We start from the raw sequence: 20,905 nt of genomic DNA, 5'->3' as shown, positions 1-20,905 counted from the left end.
CGGCGCCGGATGAAGCAAGTATTTCAGGCAACCAGTCCGAGCCGGATGGTTCGTGCGAGGTCGTCGAGCTGAAACGGTTTGCGCAATACCGTGCAGCGTTCCACCGCAAGACCGGAAATGTCGACGTCGGCGTAACCGGTTGCGAGAATCACCGGCAGATCGCGGCGCATCTTGCGCGCCTCCGCGATGACGTCGATGCCGTTCATGCCGGGCATCGCGAAGTCGACCATCAGCAGGTCCGGGTTGTCGTCTTCGAGACGGTTCAGGCCGGCGCGCCCGTCGGCGGCTTCCGTCACGTTGTAACCGAGCATTTTCAGCGACTCCACGAGCATGGCGCGCACTTCGCTGTCGTCTTCGATCACGAGCACGCGTTTTTCGCCGACAGCGTTCGCCTCGGTATCGAAGACCTCGGCATTTTGCGGGGCCACGCGGTCGCGCTGCGGCAGCCACAGTTCGACCGTGGTGCCGACACCTTCTTCGCTGACGAGCCGTGCGGTGCCGCCGGCCTGGCGCGCGATCCCGTAGACCTGGCTCAAGCCGAGTCCGGTTCCTTTGCCGATCGGCTTCGTCGTAAAGAACGGATCGAACACGCGCGTCACGATGTCGGGCGGTATGCCCGAGCCGGTGTCGGCGACCTCGATCACGACATAGCGGCCCTCGGCGAGGGTTTGATCGGGTGCAGGGCGCTCCTTCACGCGCACGCTCAACTGGCCGCCGCCGGGCATGGCGTCGCGTGCGTTGATCGCGAGATTCAGCACGGCAAGTTCCAACTGGTTCGCGTCGGCCTGCGTCCACATCTCGTCGCTTTCGAATTCATTGCTGTAGCTGATGCCGGATCCGAGCGACACGGTGATGATGTCGCGCATGCCTTGCAGCAAGGCGACGACGTCCACGGCTTTCAGGTCGAGATTGCTGTTGCGCGAGAAGGTGAGCAATTGGCCCGTCAGTTTCGCGCCGCGTTCGGTCGCGCGCTTGACGGTCGCCGCCATGCCGCGAATGCGCTCGTCGCCGCTCACGCGCGCAATCAACTCGGAGTTGACCATGATGACGTTCAGCAGATTGTTGAAGTCGTGCGCGATGCCGCCGGTGAGTTGCCCGAGTGCTTCCATTTTCTGCGACTGGACGAGCACGGCCTGCACCTTTGCGCGCTCGTGGATTTCCATCATCAGCCGGTTGTTGGCTGAGGCGAGCTCATGAGTGCGCTCGGCGATCCTGCTTTCGAGCGAATCGTTTAGCTGGACTAACGCTTCCTGCGCCTCGATGCGCTCGGCGAGATGGCGGCGCGATTCGTATTGGCGGGCGCGCGCGCGCAGCCCCGAGGCGACCGCGCGCCGCAGCGTCTCCGAGTTGAGCGGTCGTTCGAGAACGACGACATTGCCGAGCCGCTCCAGCACCTCGATGCCGCGCGCCGAGCGATGCCCGATGCCGGCCGCCGCGAGGAGAATGAAGGGAAAGTCGGACCACGCCGGCTGGTTTTCGAGCCAATCGAAAAGACGCGTCGCGTGTTTGTCGGCGAGCGCTTCTTCGGCGATCAGCGCACTGCCCGCGCCGGCGTCGAGCGCTTCGGTCAGCGCGTCGGCATCGCGGCAGGCGACGCATACCCGGTTGTCCTTGTTCAGGACTTCGGCAATGACATCGGCGTCGCGGCCAAACGGCGCGAGGATCAGAACGCGTTGCTCCATGAGCTTACTGCCGCGATGTGTCGATGACGTGGTCGGTCGCGCCGAGCAGCGCGGTGCTGCCGCGATAGGCGGGCAGCCCCGAGAGCACGCCTTCGAAATCGCGCAGCGCTTCGCCCACCTCGACGCCGGTCTCTGTCAGCCTGAACTGGCGGATGGAACGCTCGTGGGCATTCGCACGACTCTTCACGGCAGTCACGGCAGTCAGGACTTCGCCGTGATGCTCGAAGTAACGGAACAGGATGACGACGTCGCTGAGATAGCTGATGTCGATATCGCTTTGAACCTCGCCGATAATGCCGTGCTGCCCGAGCACGAGCATGGTGATGATGCCTTGCTGGTTGAGATAGCCGAGCAGTTCATGCATCTGCAGCAGCAGGTAGCGTTCGCCGGGCATGGCTTGCAGGTAGGCGTTCAGGCTGTCAATCGCGACGTATCGCACGCCCCTTTGTTCGACCGAGACGCGCACGTCGCTTGCGAACTCGCCGGGTGAGATTTCGGCGGGGTCGATCTGGCGCAGCGTGAGCAATCCGTTATCCACATAGGGCTGCAGGTTCATGCCGACCGTCGCGCACCGCGCGATCAGCGTGACGAGCGTTTCGTCGAATACGTAATAGAGGCAGCGCTCGCCTCGTTGAAGGGCCGCAATCAGACATGAGACGACCGTGGTGGTTTTGCCGACGCCCGACGGACCCACGATCAGCGCGTTGGTGCCGGGAATCAGGCCGCCGCCGAGCAGCACGTCGAGGCCCGGCGTGCCGGTGCTCATCATCGCCGTACTGAATTCGGCGTGATGCTCTGCCGCGACAAGGCGCGGGTAGACCTGGATGCCGCCCGTGTCGAGCGAGAAGTCGTGATAGCCCTCGCGAAACTTGATGCCGCGCATCTTGGCGATGCGCACGCGGCGCCGGTTGCCGCCGTAGTCGTGCACGAGATTGTCGAGCGTGATCACGCCGTGCGCGATGCTATGCAACTGGATGTCCGACGGATCCGAGGTGTTGTCGTCGAGCAGCAGCACGGTGCACTCGCGCGTGGCGAAATAGCGCTTGAGCGCAAGAATCTGCCGCCGGTAGCGCAGCGGGTTCTGCGACAGCAGGCGCAACTCGGACAGACTGTCGAGCACGATGCGCGCGGGTTTGATCTCATCCACTTGCCTGATCACATTACGGACGGTTTCGCCGAGTTCGACCTCCGCGGGATGCAGCACCGATTGCTCGAATTGCGGATCGAGGCCCTCGTCGGACAGCAGTTCCAGAATGTGGAACTGGCTCAGGTCCCAGCCGTGGCTCTCGGCGACCGAGATCAACTCCGAGCGCGTCTCCGAGAGCGTAATGTATAGACCGGTTTGGCGTTCCTCGATGCCTTTGAGTAAAAATTGCAAGGCCAGGGTAGTTTTACCCGTGCCAGGCGCGCCTTCCACGAGATACATGCGGTGCGGCGTAAAACCGCCTCCCAGGATGTCATCGATTCCGTCGATTCCCGAGCGAAGGCGGTCAGTCGTGTGATTGGCTTTTGACATAGCGGTGGTTGTGGCATCAGGTAATGGACTGAAGGTCAGTCAGCCGGTATCGCGAGAATGCAAGTTGCATGCCTATCGGCGGACGGCACGGGCTGGCGCCGCCGGCAAGGGCACGAAGCGTGCTCTTGCCATGAGCATCTGTTACCTTTCAAAGCGCCCGCCGATATGAAGCTCAAGCCGCTATTCGTTACCACCCTCGCCGTCGCGTCGCTCGGCGGCCTCGTGCCCTGCGCCGCCCATGCCGATGATTCGCCGAGCCCCTGTGCATCGCTGAAACGAATTGTCGCGGCCGCGCCCGGCGGGCTCGCCTCGCTCACCGCGGACGACGGGAAAGGCGTCGCCGAACCCTATGGCGACGACGCGCAGTGCTCCGCCGCGCGGGGCAGCTACCAGTGCATGTGGACGCCGCATCGCGATGCGGGCTCTACGGCGGATGCCTTGCAGGCCGTCGCCGCAGACATTGCCTCATGCCTGCCGGACGCGACGCACGATCAGAATTCGCCGGGACGTCAGCACTTTTATCTCGGCGCGCCGGGCAAGCGCACGGAAATCACCTTGACGCCTGCCGGTTCGGGCAAGCTGCGGCTGTCGGTATCGGGCAAGTAGCGTTGCACTTGCAACCCGCCTTACGACGATGCGGCCCACCAGCTCCAGCCGCGCTGCCGCGAGTGCTGGAGCTCGACGACCGCGAGCGGCGCGATTTCGATGCGGGAGAAGATGGCCGGTGACGCGCCGAGCACATGCACGATAGCCGCGCGAATCACCGGCGCGTGCGTGAGGGCGACGACATGGCGCTCATCGGCCGACGCGTTGTCTGGCGTCGCTGCGAGGGCGTCGAGCCACCTGCCGATCCGCGTCACCACCTGACTGAACGACTCGCCGCCGTGAGGCGCGGCATCGGGATCGCGCGTCCAGGCCGCGAGCGCGTCGGGCGTTTGTGCGGCGAGCTCGTTCAGGCGTTGGCCGCGCCAGTTGCCATAGTCGATATCTGCGAGTGCTGCGTCGGTCTGCGCGGTCAGGCCGAGTGCCGTCGATGTTTCTCGTGCGCAAAGCGCGGGGCTGACGAAGGTAGTTGCGTCGTCGGCAAATTTCAGGCGGAGGTTCAGGCTCGTGCGCGCGGTGGTCGCTGCCGCGAGGCCGCGGGCGTCGAGCGGATCGTCGGCGGGAAAGCGGCCCGTGCGCATTGCCGCGGTCGGCGCATGGCTGATCAGCAACAGCCGTAGGTTCATGCTTCGGATCCGTGAAAAAGTGCTCGCGCAGGCGCCGCGATAGCGTGGCGTCGAAGTTTAGCGCGTAGAATAGCCGCACTGCGAGGCGCGGAAGCCGGTGAGAGCCCGGCGCGGTCGCGCCACTGTAATCGGCATCGCAAGCCGAAAGCCAGACCTGAGCTTCGCAGCATTCCTTTGCAATCGACTACGGGGCGCGTTACCCCAGGAGATGTTCATCATGACCGAAGCTGTTTTCGATCCCGCCGGCCAGCCCGCTATTCAGCCCACGCCGATTCCGTTGCGCGAACTGTTGCCTTGGGCCGTGTTCGGCGGATTGCTGCTGTTGCTCGCGCTGTATTTCGTCGGCGCGGAACAGGGCGCTACCTCGATCTTCCCCGGCATGTACGTGCATGAGTTCGTGCACGACGGCCGCCATCTGCTCGGCTTTCCCTGCCACTAACGGAGCAGAACATGGTCGGTAAGTTGTTGTTGCGCGGCATGCTCGCAGGCATCGCCGCGGGGCTGCTCACGTTCGCATTCGCGAGAGTGGCAGGTGAGCCGCAGGTCAATCAGGCCATTGCTATCGAGGAAAATGCGGGCGCCTCGGGCGGCGCCGCGCACGAGCATGAACACGCGAATGAGGCTGCGGAGCAGCCCGTGGATGAGCACGCCAGCGCGCCCGAGCATGCGCATGGGGAGCTTGTCAGCCGCGAGACGCAAGCCGGCTGGGGACTGCTGACCGGCGTGGTCGTCTACGGCGCGGCGTTCGGCGGATTGTTCTCGTTGGTGTTTGCCTACGCGTATGGGCGAGTCGGCGCGATGAGCGCGCGCGCGTTGTCGGCGTGGCTCGCGCTCGGCGCTTTCGTCGCGCTGGTGATCGTGCCGAACATCAAGTACCCGGCGAACCCGCCTGCCGTCGGCGAGCCGGGGACCATCGGAATGCGCACGGGCTTGTTCTTTCTGATGATCGCCATCTCGCTGGCCGCGCTGGTGTTTTCGCTGCAGGTTCGGCGGCGGGCGGCGCTGAAATTCGGCGCATGGAACGGTTCGATCGTCGGTGGACTCGTGTTTGTCGCCATTATTGCTGCCGTGCAGACGTCGATGCCGGTTATCGACGAAGTGCCGGCCGGTTTTCCTGCCGCGCTGCTGTGGAAATTCCGCGTGGCCGCGCTCGGCATGCAGGCCATCGTGTGGACGACGATCGGGCTGTTGTTCGGGGCGATTGTGGAACGCGGCGGGTTGGCGCAAAGCCGTCAACTCGCATCATGAAAAATAATCCCCAACGTATGCCGCCGCCCTGAGCGCAACCGGCTCACTCCGTGTCGCAAATTCACGCGATACGCGCCGCGCGTGCCCTGCACCGGCCGATGATGAACCGCGAACACCACAGCGTCGCCCTTGCGCAGGGGCACGACCTCGGTACGTGACTGCATGCGCGGACGCTGCTCGGTCATGACGAATTCGCCGCCTGTGAAATCCTCGCCGGGCTCCGAGAGCAGGATCGCAACCTGCAGCGGGAACACGTGCTCGCCGTAAAGATCCTGATGCAGGCAGTTGTAGTCGTCGGTTGCGTATTGGAGGATGAGCGGTGTCGGGCGCGTCTGGCCGGCGGCATGGCAGCGTTCGATAAACGCCGCGTGTGCCGCCGGATAACGCACGTCGATTCCCATCGCCTCATTCCAGCGGTTCGCCACCGGCACCAGATGCGGATAAAGCTCGCGGCGCAAGTCCGTAATCAACGCAGGCAGCGGATACGCGAAATACTTGTATTCGCCGCGGCCGAAGGCGTGACGCGCCATCACCACACGGCTGCGATAAAGCTCGTCGCACGGGTACAGCGCGGCAAGCGCGTCGCATTCGTCTGCGCCGAGCAGCCCGCGCAACATCGCGCAGCCATAGCCGTTCAGTTCTTCCTCGACGTTGAACCAGTCGATCTGTGCTATGCGCGCCGTCAGCGCGTGAGCGGCGGCGCGGTGCTGCGGCCGCGTGCGAGGTTCGTTCGCCACCGTGTTCATGAGTTACTCCATCAATGATCTTTCAATGATGATTCAGTGTAAGCGCGTCTTTCAGAGCGCGCACTCCGACTCTTGCTCTGCAATTCGCTGCCGCCGGGCAAAAGAGCCGTGACGAATATTCGACGATGCACGCAATCGCGGAAATCATATGGCTGAAATAAACACCTCGCGTGATGAAAAGGCGCGGTGTCGATAGGCCTGCGTGCGTAATTCAGGGGATATTGCCGCCCATCGCGTAGGAACATATCCGCATTAAGCTGCGAGTCTGTCGGACTGCACCTTTTTATGTGCATAATGAATTGCCGCGTTCCATGGAATCATGCGCGCACACGCGCGCCAGCTTGACGCCTAGCCGCTTGTTGTTTAATTCGCGTGAGCTCAGAAGAGTCGAGGAACACGTTCCGCTGTATTAATCAAGCGTGAGATTCCTACACTGCATCGGGAAAACGTCGCCGATTCGTTAAATTCAATTCGGACTGGTTTGCGGTTAAAAATATCGGTTATCATCGCTGCCTTCAGCGATCGGTCACGGCAGCTTAATCCGGCCGGCATCAACGTTAATATCGTCGCATCGAACCAGAAAAAATCAGATGAAGATGTCGCGTAAAAAGATTGCAATCCTCGTGGCCGGGCTGCTGATCGTGGCCGCCGTCCTCATTCAGGCGGTCTGGCGTCCATTCGCGCATCGCAAGGCAGCCAATACCGGCGAGGTCGTTCTCGACATTCATCATCCGGACGCCGTCATCGACAGCGAGGCGCTCTCGCGCCTGCCGCGCGACATGCTGCGCGTGCCGCTGCTTCACGACGTGCTCACCCAGGACTTCGTCGACTATTACGAATCGGCGAATACGCGGCTTTCCGCGGAAGGCGCGCTGCGGCGGCTTGCATTCGAACATCAGCTCGACTGGCGCGACGAACTGGTTCGCCGGGTGTTCGACGAGCCCGCGCATGTGCTGCTGTGGCGCTCGCCGGACGGCCGCCTCGGTTACTGGGTGCTCTCGGTACGCCGCAACGGTCTCGCCAAACTGCTGCAAGGCATCGGCAACGTCGCCGCCAGCGACACGCAGTTGAGCCAGGTCGCCAAGCTTTCGGGCGACGTGCCGGTTTATGCATTGAAACTCGCCGTGGGCCGCACGCTGCTGTTCGCGACAAAAGACGATCGCCTCGTCGTCCTGTCGGCGCCCGGCGTGCTGCTCGACGAAAAAGGCGGCCTGCTGGGCGAACGCGCCGATGCCGTGTCCGACATGCTGGCGTCGGGTCATGACGATGCGGCGCGCGCCTATGGCCTCGACGCCACAGACGCGCCGAAGGGCCATCGCCTCGTGGTGTCGGCGAATTACCTGTCGTTCGGTTATCAGGCGTTCTTTTCGGGCATCGACGCCTTGCGTTTCGATTTTTCGCCGAACGGCAACGCTGCGGCCGCCTGGCGGACCTCGGCGCTCATCGAGCCTGGCAAGCTGCCGCAGCAATGGAACGGCGCGGACTTATGGCGCGCGCTGCCGGCCAACGCCGCGGCGTGCACGAGCTTGCCGGCGGACTGGAAAGAGGCGTCGGCGCTGTTGGGCAAGGTCGCGGAGGGCGGCGATGCAGCCGGCGCCATCGGCGACGGCCTGGCGGGCCCGGCCGCGGTGTGCTGGTACGCGAAGTCCACGCTGGTGGCGCCGGTGTTCATCGCCCGTGTGAAGGCGCAGGACGCTGCGGCTATCGCGGCGCTCAAGACCGCGCTCGGCAAAACGTTCGGCGAAGTGGTCGGCGCCTATGAAGCCAAGGCCGCGAAGGCGGACGGCAACGAGGCGGGCTATCGGCGCCTGCCTGTTACCACGCGCGAGCAGGGCGCGGGCGTCACCGTGTGGCAGCGGCCGGTCAGCGCGCGTTCGGGCACGGCAGCGAGCAGCAAGGCGTCGTTTGCGTCGCAGTTGTCGGCGGAACGCTATTTCCCGGTGACGCTCGCGCTCGCCCACGGCTACGTGATCTTCTCGCCCGACGCGCGTCTCGTCGACGACACGCTCGCCGTGCTCGACAAGCGTTATCCGGCGCTCGCCGATACGCTCGCGCCGGAGCGTTTGCCGCGCACGATCCTCACGCTCTCGCCTGCGTCGGCTGCCGCGCTGATCGAACGGGAAGCAGGCGCCGCGTTGCCGGCGGATCAGGAGGCGGTGTTCCGCAACGCGGCGCGCACTCATCTGACGCCGAAGCTGCGCGCGCTCGCGCACTATCCGCCGCTTTCGTTGACGTTGCCGCAGACCTTGCCTGGCTCGGCCGGCTGGGTGCCGGTTCAGTGGTGGTTCGACCGCGCGAAGAGCGATGCCGGCTCGGAGAACGCCGCTGCAGACGCACCCGCGGATCAACCCGGCACCGAGGGCGATTAAGTGCGCCGCCTTCGTGCAGCAGGCGCCATGCGCTCGCCTTGCGAGGCGCACGCGCGCAGTGAACCTGGCGCAGCGGTCCCGAGCCGTGCGTCGCGCCGTGTCTGCCTCTCGCGAATGGCCGCTCTATCTGCGTTGGCCGCGCTGGCAGCCGTCGCGCCCGCTGCCCATGCGCTGAGCCTCGCCGCCACATCGCCCGACCCGGACGCGCTCAGCGCGCAGCAATCCGCCGCGTTTCGTGCCTGGTTCGCGCGCATCGTCGATCAGCAGATGCGCCGCGGCCCGACGCCGCGCTGGACGCAGCGCGACTGCGCGGGACTCGTGCGCTTTGCCGTCGGCGAGACATTGCGTCCGCACGACAGCAAATGGCTGCGCGCCAACGGTATGACCGGTCTCGCCGACACGAGCAGCTTACCGCCCGAACTGCAGCTGTCCGCGGCGCAGCGCACGATCGCGAATCGCTGGACGCAGCTCGACGGTTCCACTGGCGCCTATGCGTCGGCCATCGCGCTGATTCAACGCAACAGCCGCTTCGTTTCGAAGGACGTGAACCAGGCGCTGCCTGGCGATTTGCTGTTCTTCGACCAGGGCGACGACCAGCATCTGATGATCTGGCTCGAGCGCTACATCGCTTATCACACAGGCACCGTCACGCCGACCGATACCGGTCTGCGCGCGGTTGCCGTTTCAGACCTGATGCAATGGAAAGATTCCCGCTGGCAGCCGCTCGACGGCAATCCGAACTTCGTCGGCGTATTTCGTTTGGACTTTTTGACACCATGACCCGAATGATTTCCGTCGTCGCAATGGGCAACTGGTTGGGCGCGGCGCGGCGCCGCGCGGCTTTCGCCGTGGCGCCGCTGCTTGCGGCCGTCGTCCTCGTTGCCGCCAGCAATCCGGCGCATGCCGACGACGACGCCGCGAGCGCGGCAGCCGCGGAGGCCAGCATCGCCGCGAATCCCACCTTGAATCCGGCGCCGTCGAGCAACTACAGCGGGCAGAAAGTGGACGGCCAACCGTTCTTCCTGCTCTCGGACGCGAGCTTCGGCAGCAATCAGCTCGCGCAGGTCCGGCTGGAGGCGCCCGGCCGTGACTTCAAGGATGCGTTGCAGCCGTATGGCGGCGCGGACATCGTCGTGTATCGCGTGCCGAGGCCGCTCGAATTTCTGAAGGCGCAGAAGAACCTGCATCGGCTGAACGTCGCCCCGAACTATCAGGGCGAAGGGCTCGCGAACACGCTGGCTTACCTGTGGGACCGCTGGTTCACCGAGGCGCGCCGCGCCTGGCAGCGCGTGCTTTCGTTCGCGACTCGCAGCAAGGCGACGGCAGCCGCGCCGCAATTCAAACTCGGCGAAGAGACCGGCAAACAGACGCAGTTCGAGCAGAACTCGCAGTTTGCGCCGCTCAAGGGCTATGACGTGGTCGCGCGCTTTCGCTATCCGATCTGGGACGCGAAGGTGATCGAACCACCCAAAGGCGTGAACCTCGCGGGCAGCAGCAGTAACTTTATCGAGGCGAGCGCCGGGAACGTGATGATTCCGGTCGGCAAGCTGCCGCCGGGGCTGTATATCGTCGAGGCGGTGATCGGCAACTATCGCGCGCATACGCTGCTCTTCGTGTCGGACACGGTGGCGGTCGTGAAAGCGGCATCGAGCGGCATGCTGGTGTGGACCACACGGCGCGACAACGGCAAGCCGGTGGCCAGCACGGAGGTCAACTGGACCGACGGCGTGGGTGTTCTGCAAAGCGGCACCACGGGCAGCGACGGCGCGCTCGTGCTGCAGCACGTGAGCCCGGAGCGCAGCTATGTGCTTGGCGTCGATCCGGCGGGCGGCGTGTTCGTCTCCGAGAATTTCTATTACGACAGCGAGATCTACAACACCAAGATCTACGCGGTGACGGACCGGCCGATGTATCGCCCGGGCGATGCGGTGCATGTGAAGTTCATCGGGCGCACGTTCCAGAACGCGACGCAATCGTCGGCGCCGGCTGAAGCCGACATCAAACTGGAAGTGCTCGATCCGAACGGTTCGCCGGTCGCAACTACGAAGACGCATTTCGCTTCGGACACCGGCGGCGACACGTCGTTTTCGCTGCCCGCCGACGCGACCGCCGGCGGCTACACGTTGCGCTTCGACTACAACGGCGACGTATACGGCAGCGCGTTTCGCGTCGCCGAATACGTGAAGCCGCATTTCGACGTGAACCTGTCGATGGACAAAGCCGACTACGCCACCGGCGAGCCGCTGAAGGGCAAGATCCAGCTGCGTTATCCGGACGGCAAGCCGGTGCGCGACAGCAAGGTTTCCGTCACGCTGCGCGCGCAGAAAGTGACGATTGTCGACGGCGAATTGCGCTATGCGGGGCTCTTCCCGGTCAAGCTGGAGCAACAGGAACTGAAGACCGACAGCGACGGCAATGCGAGCCTCACGCTGCCGGCCGCGACCGAGCCGAGCCGTTACGCGCTGACGCTGTTCGCGCAGGACGGCGCCGCGTACAAGGTGCGCGTCACGCGCGAAGTGCTGATTGCGCGCGGCGCGACGCCGTATCGCCTGAGCACCGCCAGGTCGTTCTCGCAGCCCAAAGAGCCGGTGAACTTCGATCTGCAGGCGCTGGCCGCGCTGGATCCGTCGGCCCACGCGCCGGCCAAGTGGGAGTGGACGCGCCTCGAATCGCAGACCCACGCCGAAGGCTCGTTGAAGAACGCGTCGGGCAAGGGCACGGGCGGCAAGCTGTCGTTTCCGGTTCAGTTCGATGAGCCGGGCTCCTACATGCTGTCGGTCAAGGACGACTCGGGCAATCTGCTCGCGGCCGTCAGCCATTGGGTGGCGGGCGACGGCCTGAAGGCGGTGCCCGGCAGCGTCGAAATCGTATTCGACCGCGAGAAGTACCGGGTCGGCGACACGGCCGAGGCGCTCATCACGTTCCCGTTGCCCGTCGACGACGCGTTGCTGACGCTCGAACGCGACAACGTGGAACGGCGCGCGCTGCTGAGCGCAGGCGGCGACTGGCTGCAATTGCAGCGCGTCACGCCGTCGCAATGGAAAGCACGCGTCAAGGTCGGCGAGGACTTCGCGCCCAACATGACGTTCTCGGTGCTGTACGTGCATGGCGGCGAATACGCGTTCCAGAACGCGGGCATCGTGGTCGCGCAGCCGCAGATCGAGCTCAACGTAAAGAGCGACAAGCCGGTGTACGGTCCCGGCGACACGGTCACGCTGAGCTTCGACAGCTCGCTGAACGGCAAGCCGGAGGCGGCGAACCTGACGGTGAGCGTGGTCGACGAAATGGTCTATGTGCTGCAGCCGGAGATTGCGCCGAACATCGTCGACTTCTTCTATCACCCGCGACGCAACAACGTGCGTACGTCGTCGAGCCTGTCGTTCATTACTTACGATCTGGCGCGCTCGCCGCTCAAAGGCGCGCCCGGCGGTCCGCAGCGCGCGAACTACAACGAGCGCGGCGTGAAGGTGCTCGAGCGTCCGCGCCGCGACGATCAGGATACGGCCGCGTGGGAAGGCAATCTGAAAACCGACGCGAACGGCCATGCGACCATGAGCTTCCGGATGCCCGACTCGCTCGCGCGCTGGCGCATCACCGTGCGCGCGGCCGGGCCCGACGGCATGGTCGGCCAGCGCACGGCCTACGTGCGCTCGGACAAGGCGCTGTATCTGAAGTGGAGCGGGCCGTCGCATTTCCGCGTCAACGATCAGCCGGCCATCGACATGATCGCCTTCAATCAGACCGACGCGGACATGGACGCGCAGTGGGTGGTCGAAGGCGGCGGTTTGTCGCTCAACCAGAAGGTGACGCTCAGGCGTGGCGCGAACTATCTGCGTCTGCCGAGCGGCGCGTTGAAGGCGGGCGTGATCAACGCGAGCCTGCGCAAGGGCGACAAGGAGGTGGACCGCTTGCAGACCACGATCCGGCTCGACGCGAGCGGCTGGCTCGATCTGCATCAGAACACGGTCGCGCTCGATAGCGCCGGCAAGCCGCTCAATCTGCCGCAAGACGCGCAGGACGTGAGCGTGCGTTTTGTCGGCAACGCGGCGAGCCAGTTCATGCGTGTGGCCGACGATCTGATCAACTATCCGTATGGCTGCGCCGAGCAGACGTCGAGCCGGTTGATCCCGCTTGCGCTCGCGCATGATGCGATCGGCCGCGGCGACAACAGCAGTGCGACGCAAGGCATCGAAGCGCTGCTGCGCAACCAGCGTCAGCGGCTTGCGATGCTGGCGGGCGTCGGCGGCACTTTCGGCTGGTGGGGCGATACCACGGGTGGCAGCGCGCTCATCACGGCCTACGCGTACTACGCCGACTGGCTCGCGAGCCGCAGTCTCGGCATCACCTTGCCCGCCGCCAACTGGCAGCACGCGATGGAGGTCTACCGCGACGCCGGCGCCAAAGAGCCGCTGTTGCACCGCGCGCTCGCGCTATGGTTCATGCAGCAGATGGGCTTGCCGGTCGCGACGCCGGTCTCGGGCGTCGCCGCGGACCTCATGAGCGACGCGGCTGCCACGGCGAATGCGCAGGGTCGCAATGCAAGCAATGTCACGTACGCCGCATCGGACAGTATCGTGTTCGCGCAGTCCGATTCGCCGCGCGGCAAGCAGATGGCGACGCTGCTCGTCGCGGGCATGGCCCGTGGCACGGGCGCGCAGGTGCCCGACGGTTTCGACGCCGCGGCAGGCGCGGCGCGCGTCGCGCTGGCCAACGACCCGGCGCCGCTCGTCCAAAGCCTGCTTGCCATGTCCGGCGACGGCGCGGGCGTCGATGCATCGGCCCTGCTCGCGAAGAGCAGCGCCGATTACCCGACGCTCGACCGCGCACTTTCGCTGTTGTGGTTGCGCAAGGCGCTCGGCGGCGACGCGGCGGCTGCGCCCTTGCCGTCGCTGCAAGGCGCGGGCTGGACACGTGCGGCGACACCGACCGGCACGCCCGCGTGGAAGTGGACCGGCGCCGGACTGCCGGCCACGCTCGACCTAGGCGCCGCGCGTTCGGACGTCAGCGCCGTCGTGTCGTTCCGCAGCCACGCGAGCGAGGACAGCCGACTGAATATCACCGTCGCGCGCCGCTTCTACAAGCTCGATCCGCTGGAAGTGAAGGCCGACCCGAAGAAGTCGGGCGCCGGCGAAAGCAGCCTGGGACGCGCGGCCTTCACGGCGCGCCTCGTGAAATCGGGCGATGCCATCGACAGTAATGCGCTGTACGTCGACGAAGTCACGCTTACGCCGCGCTCGGGCAACGCGTATCACTACGGCTTGCTCGATGTGCCGCTGCCGCCCGGCGGCAGCATCGAGGCGACGAGCTGGGGCGTGTCGATCGAGGGCTTGCCGGGCGAGAAGGAGGGCGAGAGCGGGCCGCAACCGTTCGCGCGCGCGGCGTCGTATGAAATGGGCGAGCTGTCGTATCACCAGCCGGTGCCCTTGCTCGACCGGCCGGTTGCGCTGCGGCAACTGGTGCGCTTCGCGTTGCCGGGCACCTTCGCGTTGCCGCCCGCGCGCTATTTCCGCATGTATCAGCCGGACGCGAAGGCGTTCGAAGGCGGCAAGAGCGATCGCGCGACGACGCTGCGCATCCAGTAAGCGAGGCGCGAGCATGGTCCGCGTGTTGCCTCGGCCTGTCTGCGAACGCATTGCAGCGATGCTGCGCATGGTGCTCGCCATGGGTACGGCGTACGCGGCGTGCGCCTTGGGCGGCGCCGATGCGAGCAGCGCTCGGGCCGCGGCTTTGGCTTCGCCGCCTGCCGCGTCGCAGCCGGCCTTGCGCTTTGCATGGCTGCGCGACGGACAAAGCCAGCTCTGGCAGACCGCCGCCGAGGGCGCCGCTGTCGGCTTCTCGCCGCAATCCGCGCTCGCGTTGCCCGCCACATTGGAGACGCCGCTCGGCAGCGTGTGGAAGCTTTTCGTGTATGGCTATCTTGTCGATCGAAACATCGCGACGCCGGACTATACGTGCAGCGGCGGCGATCCCGAGGAAGTGTATTGCTGTATGACCGGCGGTCATGTCGACCGCGAACACGCGCTCGTGCAATCGTGCGGACGCTTTTTCGAGCCCGCGCGGTTGCAACTCGATCCCGCCGACTGGCGCAAGTACTGGGCAGCCGCACATGCGCCGGCCTGGCTGCGCGATTTGCACGCGATGACGCCAGCGCAGCGCGTGCCCGTCACACAACTGCTCGCCGCCTTGCAGGCGATGCCGGCGCGACCGCGCGAAGCGGCGGCGAGCACGCTCGTGTCGGTGCTGACGAGCGGCCGCGGCGAAGGCACGGTCGCGCTTTACGGCAGCCTGCTGCGCGCGAAGACATGGACGATGCCGGACGCGGCGCGGCCGGGCGCGTCGGTGGGCGGCGCTGCCGGTTGGCTCGCCGACGGCACGCCGGTGTGGCTCGGCGGCCCGGGCGGGAGTGCGCGCGTGCTCGCGTCGGCTGCTCCGCGCATCGCGCCGCTGCTCGCGCAAATCGCCGTGCCGGATGACGGCGCGTGCGTCGTCGTGGATTTTTTCAGCCGCTATGCGGTTCGCGAAGTGCTCGGCGAAAAGGGCGTGAACCGTTCTGCCGCCGTGCCCGACGGGCCGCTGAACGGCGAGTTTCGCGTCGGCTTTGTGAACGGCAACTGGGCGCGCGTGACGAGCCGCGGCGAGCTGCGGCTCGATCGCAATGCAGCCGGCGCGCCGCAAATAGTCGGCCGCTTCGGCATGAACGACTATGTGGCGCGCGTGGTCGAGCGCGAAGGCGACACGGCGCAGCCGGAAGCGGCCAAGGCGTTGGCCGTGGCGGCGCGCACCTACGCCGTGCAGCACGGCGTACACGACCATGGCTGCTTGCGGATCGACGACAGCAGCAGCACACAACGCGTTTTGCCGCGCGCGCCGACGGCGGCGGCCCGTCGTGCGGCCGATTTCACCGACGCGCTCGTGCTGGCCGGCGTGCCGGTGCAGTATCACCACGACAAGGCCGCGCCGGGGCAGATGAGCTGGCTCGCCGCGAAGGCGTTCGCCCAAACCGGTCTCACCTTTGATGCGATCCTCGCGCGCACGTGGCCGCAAGCGACGCTGACGTCGTCGATGAGTCCGCTGTCCGGCGATTGCATCGCGGTCGCCGGCGCGCGCGAATGGCTGCAGCGCAATGCACCGTTGTGGGCGCGGCGCATGGACGGCATGGCCGGCTATGAGACGCCTGATCTGCCTGCCGTATGCGCGGTCCGCGAGGGGCGTCCGTATGCGGATGCACAGCGCAACCGCGTGTATGTGTACCGCTTGCAGACCGAGGAAGATCGCATCGCGCTCGCGCATGAATATGTTCATCTCGCGTTTCAGCACCATCCACGTGGGCTCGATGAAGATTTTGTGGAGCGCACCGCGCGTCTCCTGATTCGTACCGACAATCCGATCCAATGAAAGACGTCACCTTTTTATTCCCGTTGATGCGGCCTTCGGTGGCGTGTGGGGTTCGCTCGCGCGCCGCGATGTTGGTGGCGGCGGCAGCGCTCGGCATGTGCACGGCCGGCTTTGGCACGCAGGCTTACGCGGCTGGCGCCGGCGGCGCGGTCGCCGATCTCACCGGCGCGTTCGGCGGCTGGCGTCATAGCGGGCTGACCAACGAGGGCGAGCAATTCGTCGCGGCTTATCCGCGGCCGCCCGTCGATCGCGGCGCGCAGCGCTATCGCACGCTGATCGAAGGGCGCCTGAAGCAGATCGACAAGCACGCGCGCAAGCCGCCCACACTCGTCGTCAACGGCAATCCCACGCCGCTTTACACCGACGACGAAGGCGCGTTCGCGCGGCCGTGGGCGTTCGGCGCGGGCTCGAACAGCATCGAGCTGATTTCCGCCGATGGCAGGCAGCGTCAGCGCATGCAGTTCTACGAAGGGGACCGCACGAAGCCGCAGGCGAAGCTGCGCGCCATGGTCACGTGGGACGACCCGCATGCGCAGGTCGATCTGCACGTCATCACGCCGGGCGGCCTGCACGCGTTCTTCGCCAATCCGACGCTGGAAGACGGCAGCGGCTTCGATGTGGATTCCGTGGACGGCGCGGGGCCGGGCATTTTTTCGTCCGCGGCGCCGGAGCGCGGCACGTGGCTGTTCTTTCTGAACTATTGGGGCAACTTCGATTCGACGGGCTATAACTTCGACGCCGCCGCGCACGATCGCGACGTGATCACGGCGACGTTGACGCTCGTCTTCAACGAAAACACGCCGAACGAACGGCGTGAGACGATGGTCGTGCCGTTGCGCAAAATCGGCGATCTCATGCTCGTGAAGAGCGAGCGACTTTGACAGCGGGACGGGAGCAGTCACGATGAAGCGCAGAACGACAGGACGGATGAGCACGGGCCTCAGCTTGCTGGTCCTCGCATGCTGGCTGGGCGCGTCGGCCGCGCGCGCGAGCGATATCGACATGAATGCGCCTTTGAACGGCTGGCGCAATTCGGGCGGCGACAGCAACGAGCGCTACACGCAGGACGTGCACTATCCGGCTGTTGCAGTCGCGACGCCCGAGGGGCAGTCGAAGTCCGCGCTGATCGAAGGGCAGATCCGCAACGCGCCGAAGAAGAAAGGCACCGCGGTCGGCACGCTGGTCGTGGACGGCACGCCGTTGCCGCAGCGCATCGAGGAAGACGGCAAGTTCTCGCGGCCGTACGCGTTTCCTGCCGGCAGCAACGGGGTCGAGCTGCGCGCGCCGGACGGCAGCCGCAAGCGCGTGCAGTTTTACGACGCCTACAGCGGCAAGACGCAGCCGAAGCTGCGCGTCGTGCTCGCGTGGGACACCGACGGCACGGATCTCGACTTGCATGTCGTCTCGCCCGACGGTGCGCATGCATGGTACGGCGACCGCGTGACGCCGAACGGCGGCGCGCTCGACGTCGACGTGACGACGGGTTATGGACCGGAAATCTATTCGTCGGCGGCACCGCTTAAGGGCACCTATCTCGTCTACGTGAACTACTACGGCAGTGGCAGCGGCCGCAGCGACATGACCGTCGCACAGGTGACGATCATCACCAACGAGAACACGCCCGACGAAAAGAGCGAGACGATCCGCGTGCCGATGCGCAAAGCCGGCGAACTCACGCTCGTGAAGACGTTTGTCGTGCCCTGAGCGGCGCGTGGCTGCGTCGCATGGCGGCTGTTGCCTCGCTTTGTTTCGTGTTGCCTGTCGAGTTGCGACTTGTCGCATGCAGGGCGCGAAAACCCTGCGCGCTCAGATACTTGGCTGACTCTTGCGCAGGATATCCACAGGCTTGCAAACATTTTCTGTGGACAAACGCGGTGTGGCCGACAGTCTCGTTGCGTGACTTCTGGCTGAACGCCCCCCGCTTGCACTTACCGTCCCTTACGGGAGGTCAAGTTTCGGCCGGCAAGGGTCGATAGAGCCTGTAACCGGCTCTGCGCCGAACGCCTTGAAGCAAATAAACGGAGGTTGCAATGCAGATCGACAGCGCGTTGCCGTCGACAACCCAGGCTGCCGCTCGCGCAACGGAGAATGCCGCGTCGTCATCCGTGGCGCGCAACGATGACGCCGCGTCGCGTTTGGCTGCCTGGAACACGTCGACGCAGGACGATGCGGTGCACATCTCCAGCGAAGGCGCCGCTGCGGCGGCTCAGCACGCAAACGCCGTAGACGGCACGAACGCGGCCGATGCGCAAAGCAACGGCGCGGCGGACGCGGATCCGTCGGCGGTCAAGTCGTTTGCGTATGGCACGCTCGGGCTGGAGCGGCCGGATCAGCCGGCCGAAGAGCGCAACGCTTTCTACACGGCCGGGCGTTGGCTCGCGGCGGGCATCACCCTTGGCGGGATCATCTCGCTGCTGATCTGAAACTGCTCGGGTGGGAGCCTGGCGGACTTTGAGATGTGAGGACTTCAGGCGGGGCGCGCTTGCCGTGCAGGGCGCACGGCAAGCGCGATGAGGCGGATTTGGGTTAGCGGTCGAGGAACGATTTCAGGCGGTCTGCACGGCTCGGATGCATGAGCTTGCGCATGGCCTTGCTCTCGATCTGGCGAATGCGCTCGCGCGTGACGTCGAACTGCTTGCCCACTTCTTCCAGCGTGTGGTCCGACTTCGTGTTGATGCCGTAGCGCATACGCAGCACCTTCGCTTCGCGCGGCGACAGGGAATCGAGCGCGTCGTCGATGGCGGCGCGCAGGTCGGCCTGCATGGCCGCATCCGCCGGCGACGAAGCCGCGGAGTCTTCGATCATGTCGCCGAGCGTGGCGTCGCCGTCATCGCCGACGGGCGTTTCCATCGAGACCGGCTGCTTCGCGATCTTCAGAATGCCGCGCACTTTCTCTTCCGACAGATCCATGCGTTCCGCCAGCACGGACGGGTGCGCTTCCTGACCGGTCTGCTGCAGGATCTCGCGCGAAATGCGGTTCAGCTTGTTGATCGTTTCGATCATGTGCACCGGCACGCGGATCGTGCGCGCCTGGTCGGCGAGCGAACGCGTCACGGCCTGACGGACCCACCACGTTGCATACGTGGAAAACTTCCAGCCGCGGCGATATTCGAACTTGTCCACCGCCTTCATCAGGCCGATGTTGCCTTCCTGGATCAGGTCGAGGAACAGCATGCCGCGATTGACGTACTTCTTCGCGATGGAAATGACGAGACGCAGGTTTGCCTCGATCATTTCGCTCTTCGCCTTGCGCATCTTCGATTCGGCCGCGACCATCTGGCGGTTGATCTCTTTCAGATGCTTGAGCGGCAGCGAAACGGTGGCTTCAATGTCGATCAGCTTCTGCTGTTCCGACTGGATGGCCGGCAGGTGGCGCTCGAGCGCCGCGCCGTACGACGTGTTGCCGCGCGCTGCGCGTTCGGTCCAGCCGAGATCGGCTTCATGACCCGAGAACGATTCGATGAACTTCTCGCGCGGCATGCCGCTCTTCGTGACGACGATTTGCAGAATGTTGCGCTCGATCGCGCGGACCTGCGCGACCTGATGCTGCACGTCGCCGCACAGACGGTCGATGGTGCGCGCCGTAAAGCGGATTTTCGCGAGATGCTGCTGGATCTCTTCGCGCGCCTTCTGGTACGCCTTCGAGCTCACGTCGCCGCGCGTGTGCGAGGCGTTCATCTGGTCGTACAGAATGCCGACCTGCGCGAAGATTTCGAGGCAGTCGCTCGTGAGTTGCTTCAGGCGTGCTTCGTCAGCGGCCGAGGAATCGGCCGGGCCGACGTCGTCGTCGCCATCGCTGTCTTCGTCATCTTCGGCGTCCGTGTCTTCGTCTGCTGAGGCGTCGGCGCTGACGTTCTCTTCTTCAGCTGCGACGTTGTCTTCGTTCAGGCCGTCAACCAGTTCGTCGATGCGCAGTTCGCCGTCCGCCACCTGCTGGGCGCTGGCCAGAATGGCGGAAATGGCGAGCGGGCAGCCGGCGATGGCTTGCACCATTTCGTGCAGACCGTCCTCGATACGCTTCGCGATGGCAATTTCGCCCGCGCGCGTGAGCAGTTCGGTCGCGCCCATTTCGCGCATGTACATGCGCACAGGGTCGGTTGTGCGGCCGAACTCGGAGTCCACCGTGGACAAGGCAACCTCTGTTTCCTCGTCCGCCTGGTCGTCCGACACGACGGCCGGCGCGTTCGAGTTCAGCAGCAGCGTTTCAGCGTCCGGGGCCTGCTCGTAGACCTGCACGCCCATGTCGTTGAATGCGCTGACGATGCTGTCGATCGCCGCCGTCTGCGCGAAGTTGTCGGGCAGGTGGTCGTTGATCTGCGCGTGGGTCAGGTAGCCTTGCTCCTTGCCCAACTGAATGAGCGCGCGCATCTGGCGCTGACGCTCTTCGGCCTGCTGCGGCGGCAGCTCGGCCGCCACGGGGATCGCTTTACCCGCGCCCTTGCCCTTCGGCGTGCGGCCCGACGGAGCTTTCGTGTAGGCGGCGGTTTCGTGTTGCGAATCTTCGCGATCAAAAGGGTTCACGTATTCTCCTCTAGAGGCTTCGCTATGAGACGCAAGACGCGACCGTCAGGCGTTTCGAGCATGGCTCAACATCACCTGAGTGACTCAACGCGGTTATAGGGCTGTGTGCTCTGGGGAGCAAAAAAGATGAGCCCGCATGGAGCGGGCCGATAGAATGTGCGAAATTCGCGCGGCTCGCATTATATACGAGCTTGCGCCT

The 20,905-nt window shown here is 65.2% G+C and carries 15 protein-coding genes and 1 riboswitch; of the genes, 10 read left to right on the top strand and 5 right to left on the bottom strand.

The features are described 5' to 3' along the window. Nucleotides 1-23: 23 nt before the first annotated feature. Both ACEN8U_RS00410 and ACEN8U_RS00405 read right to left on the bottom strand, forming a co-directional pair. Nucleotides 24-1,682: an ATP-binding protein gene (locus tag ACEN8U_RS00410; protein ID WP_310111800.1), complete on the bottom strand. Its 1,659-nt coding sequence runs from the start codon at nucleotides 1,680-1,682 to the stop codon at nucleotides 24-26. 4 nt (nucleotides 1,683-1,686) lie between these two features. Beyond that, entirely contained in the window at nucleotides 1,687-3,198 is a 1,512-nt protein-coding gene (locus ACEN8U_RS00405) for an ATPase domain-containing protein (RefSeq protein ID WP_310111802.1), read from the bottom strand. A 165-nt stretch (nucleotides 3,199-3,363) separates the two neighbouring features. Here ACEN8U_RS00405 and ACEN8U_RS00400 point away from each other — a divergent pair, with 165 nt between their 5' ends. After that, nucleotides 3,364-3,804, top strand: coding sequence for a hypothetical protein (locus ACEN8U_RS00400; RefSeq protein ID WP_310111804.1), 441 nt, complete (start codon nucleotides 3,364-3,366; stop codon nucleotides 3,802-3,804). Between the two features lie 20 nt (nucleotides 3,805-3,824). Here ACEN8U_RS00400 and ACEN8U_RS00395 read toward each other — a convergent pair whose 3' ends face one another. After that, nucleotides 3,825-4,427 (bottom strand): histidine phosphatase family protein, encoded by a 603-nt coding sequence (locus tag ACEN8U_RS00395; protein ID WP_310111805.1) that lies wholly within the window; start codon nucleotides 4,425-4,427, stop codon nucleotides 3,825-3,827. A 78-nt stretch (nucleotides 4,428-4,505) separates the two neighbouring features. Next, a riboswitch (adenosylcobalamin (AdoCbl) riboswitch) is annotated at nucleotides 4,506-4,594 on the top strand. Nucleotides 4,595-4,644: 50 nt separating this feature from the next. Here ACEN8U_RS00395 and ACEN8U_RS00390 point away from each other — a divergent pair. Together ACEN8U_RS00390 and ACEN8U_RS00385 are read left to right on the top strand one after the other, a co-directional pair. Then, nucleotides 4,645-4,866, top strand: coding sequence for a CbtB domain-containing protein (locus tag ACEN8U_RS00390; protein WP_310111806.1), 222 nt, complete (start codon nucleotides 4,645-4,647; stop codon nucleotides 4,864-4,866). An 11-nt stretch (nucleotides 4,867-4,877) separates the two neighbouring features. Beyond that, on the top strand, nucleotides 4,878-5,675 hold the full coding sequence (locus ACEN8U_RS00385; RefSeq protein WP_310111810.1) for a CbtA family protein: 798 nt from the start codon (nucleotides 4,878-4,880) through the stop codon (nucleotides 5,673-5,675). Here ACEN8U_RS00385 and ACEN8U_RS00380 read toward each other — a convergent pair. Further along, a complete protein-coding gene (locus tag ACEN8U_RS00380; protein ID WP_310111813.1) occupies nucleotides 5,660-6,421 on the bottom strand; it encodes a 2OG-Fe(II) oxygenase in 762 nt (253 codons plus the stop codon). The genes ACEN8U_RS00385 and ACEN8U_RS00380 overlap by 16 nt on opposite strands. Nucleotides 6,422-7,011: 590 nt before the next feature. On the opposite strand from ACEN8U_RS00380, the gene ACEN8U_RS00375 reads away from it, so the two are divergent. The 7 genes from ACEN8U_RS00375 (at nucleotide 7,012) to ACEN8U_RS00345 (ending at nucleotide 18,608) form a co-directional block, all read left to right on the top strand. Next, a complete protein-coding gene (locus ACEN8U_RS00375; protein WP_310111815.1) occupies nucleotides 7,012-8,790 on the top strand; it encodes a DUF2138 domain-containing protein in 1,779 nt (592 codons plus the stop codon). A 27-nt stretch (nucleotides 8,791-8,817) separates the two neighbouring features. Then, entirely contained in the window at nucleotides 8,818-9,570 is a 753-nt protein-coding gene (locus ACEN8U_RS00370) for a DUF1175 domain-containing protein (RefSeq protein WP_310111818.1), read from the top strand. After that, nucleotides 9,567-14,372, top strand: coding sequence for an alpha-2-macroglobulin (locus ACEN8U_RS00365; RefSeq protein WP_310111821.1), 4,806 nt, complete (start codon nucleotides 9,567-9,569; stop codon nucleotides 14,370-14,372). The genes ACEN8U_RS00370 and ACEN8U_RS00365 overlap by 4 nt, the downstream gene beginning before the upstream one ends. 13 nt (nucleotides 14,373-14,385) lie before the next feature. Further along, complete coding sequence (locus tag ACEN8U_RS00360; RefSeq protein ID WP_310111822.1) at nucleotides 14,386-16,185, top strand: DUF2300 domain-containing protein; 1,800 nt, start codon at nucleotides 14,386-14,388, stop codon at nucleotides 16,183-16,185. Next, nucleotides 16,182-17,066: a YfaP family protein gene (locus tag ACEN8U_RS00355; RefSeq protein ID WP_310111824.1), complete on the top strand. Its 885-nt coding sequence runs from the start codon at nucleotides 16,182-16,184 to the stop codon at nucleotides 17,064-17,066. The genes ACEN8U_RS00360 and ACEN8U_RS00355 overlap by 4 nt, the downstream gene beginning before the upstream one ends. A 22-nt stretch (nucleotides 17,067-17,088) precedes the next feature. Beyond that, nucleotides 17,089-17,889, top strand: coding sequence for a YfaP family protein (locus ACEN8U_RS00350; protein WP_310111827.1), 801 nt, complete (start codon nucleotides 17,089-17,091; stop codon nucleotides 17,887-17,889). Between the two features lie 326 nt (nucleotides 17,890-18,215). Next, entirely contained in the window at nucleotides 18,216-18,608 is a 393-nt protein-coding gene (locus ACEN8U_RS00345; protein ID WP_310111829.1) for a hypothetical protein, read from the top strand. A gap of 103 nt (nucleotides 18,609-18,711) precedes the next feature. Here ACEN8U_RS00345 and rpoD read toward each other — a convergent pair whose 3' ends face one another. Then, nucleotides 18,712-20,706 (bottom strand): RNA polymerase sigma factor RpoD, encoded by a 1,995-nt coding sequence (rpoD, locus tag ACEN8U_RS00340; protein ID WP_013591559.1) that lies wholly within the window; start codon nucleotides 20,704-20,706, stop codon nucleotides 18,712-18,714. Nucleotides 20,707-20,905: the final 199 nt, after the last annotated feature.

Origin of the sequence: Paraburkholderia phenoliruptrix (assembly GCF_047325075.1) — a bacterium.
In the GTDB taxonomy this organism is placed as follows: Bacteria; Pseudomonadota; Gammaproteobacteria; order Burkholderiales; family Burkholderiaceae; genus Paraburkholderia; species Paraburkholderia phenoliruptrix.
Note: the sequence above shows the minus strand (reverse complement) of the source record. Positions and strands in the feature narration are given on the sequence as shown.

What these genes read in the sequence shown, in the direction of transcription:
- ACEN8U_RS00400 (WP_310111804.1), top strand. Translation starts at nt 3,364, where the DNA reads ATGAAGCTCAAGCCGCTATTCGTTACCACCCTCGCCGTCGCGTCGCTC.
- ACEN8U_RS00350 (WP_310111827.1), top strand. Translation starts at nt 17,089, where the DNA reads ATGAAGCGCAGAACGACAGGACGGATGAGCACGGGCCTCAGCTTGCTG.
- ACEN8U_RS00385 (WP_310111810.1), top strand. Translation starts at nt 4,878, where the DNA reads ATGGTCGGTAAGTTGTTGTTGCGCGGCATGCTCGCAGGCATCGCCGCG.
- ACEN8U_RS00355 (WP_310111824.1), top strand. Translation starts at nt 16,182, where the DNA reads ATGAAAGACGTCACCTTTTTATTCCCGTTGATGCGGCCTTCGGTGGCG.
- ACEN8U_RS00390 (WP_310111806.1), top strand. Translation starts at nt 4,645, where the DNA reads ATGACCGAAGCTGTTTTCGATCCCGCCGGCCAGCCCGCTATTCAGCCC.
- ACEN8U_RS00410 (WP_310111800.1), bottom strand. Translation starts at nt 1,682, where the DNA reads ATGGAGCAACGCGTTCTGATCCTCGCGCCGTTTGGCCGCGACGCCGAT.
- ACEN8U_RS00405 (WP_310111802.1), bottom strand. Translation starts at nt 3,198, where the DNA reads ATGTCAAAAGCCAATCACACGACTGACCGCCTTCGCTCGGGAATCGAC.
- ACEN8U_RS00370 (WP_310111818.1), top strand. Translation starts at nt 8,818, where the DNA reads ATGCGCTCGCCTTGCGAGGCGCACGCGCGCAGTGAACCTGGCGCAGCG.
- ACEN8U_RS00365 (WP_310111821.1), top strand. Translation starts at nt 9,567, where the DNA reads ATGACCCGAATGATTTCCGTCGTCGCAATGGGCAACTGGTTGGGCGCG.
- ACEN8U_RS00345 (WP_310111829.1), top strand. Translation starts at nt 18,216, where the DNA reads ATGCAGATCGACAGCGCGTTGCCGTCGACAACCCAGGCTGCCGCTCGC.
- ACEN8U_RS00375 (WP_310111815.1), top strand. Translation starts at nt 7,012, where the DNA reads ATGAAGATGTCGCGTAAAAAGATTGCAATCCTCGTGGCCGGGCTGCTG.
- ACEN8U_RS00360 (WP_310111822.1), top strand. Translation starts at nt 14,386, where the DNA reads ATGGTCCGCGTGTTGCCTCGGCCTGTCTGCGAACGCATTGCAGCGATG.
- ACEN8U_RS00395 (WP_310111805.1), bottom strand. Translation starts at nt 4,427, where the DNA reads ATGAACCTACGGCTGTTGCTGATCAGCCATGCGCCGACCGCGGCAATG.
- ACEN8U_RS00380 (WP_310111813.1), bottom strand. Translation starts at nt 6,421, where the DNA reads ATGAACACGGTGGCGAACGAACCTCGCACGCGGCCGCAGCACCGCGCC.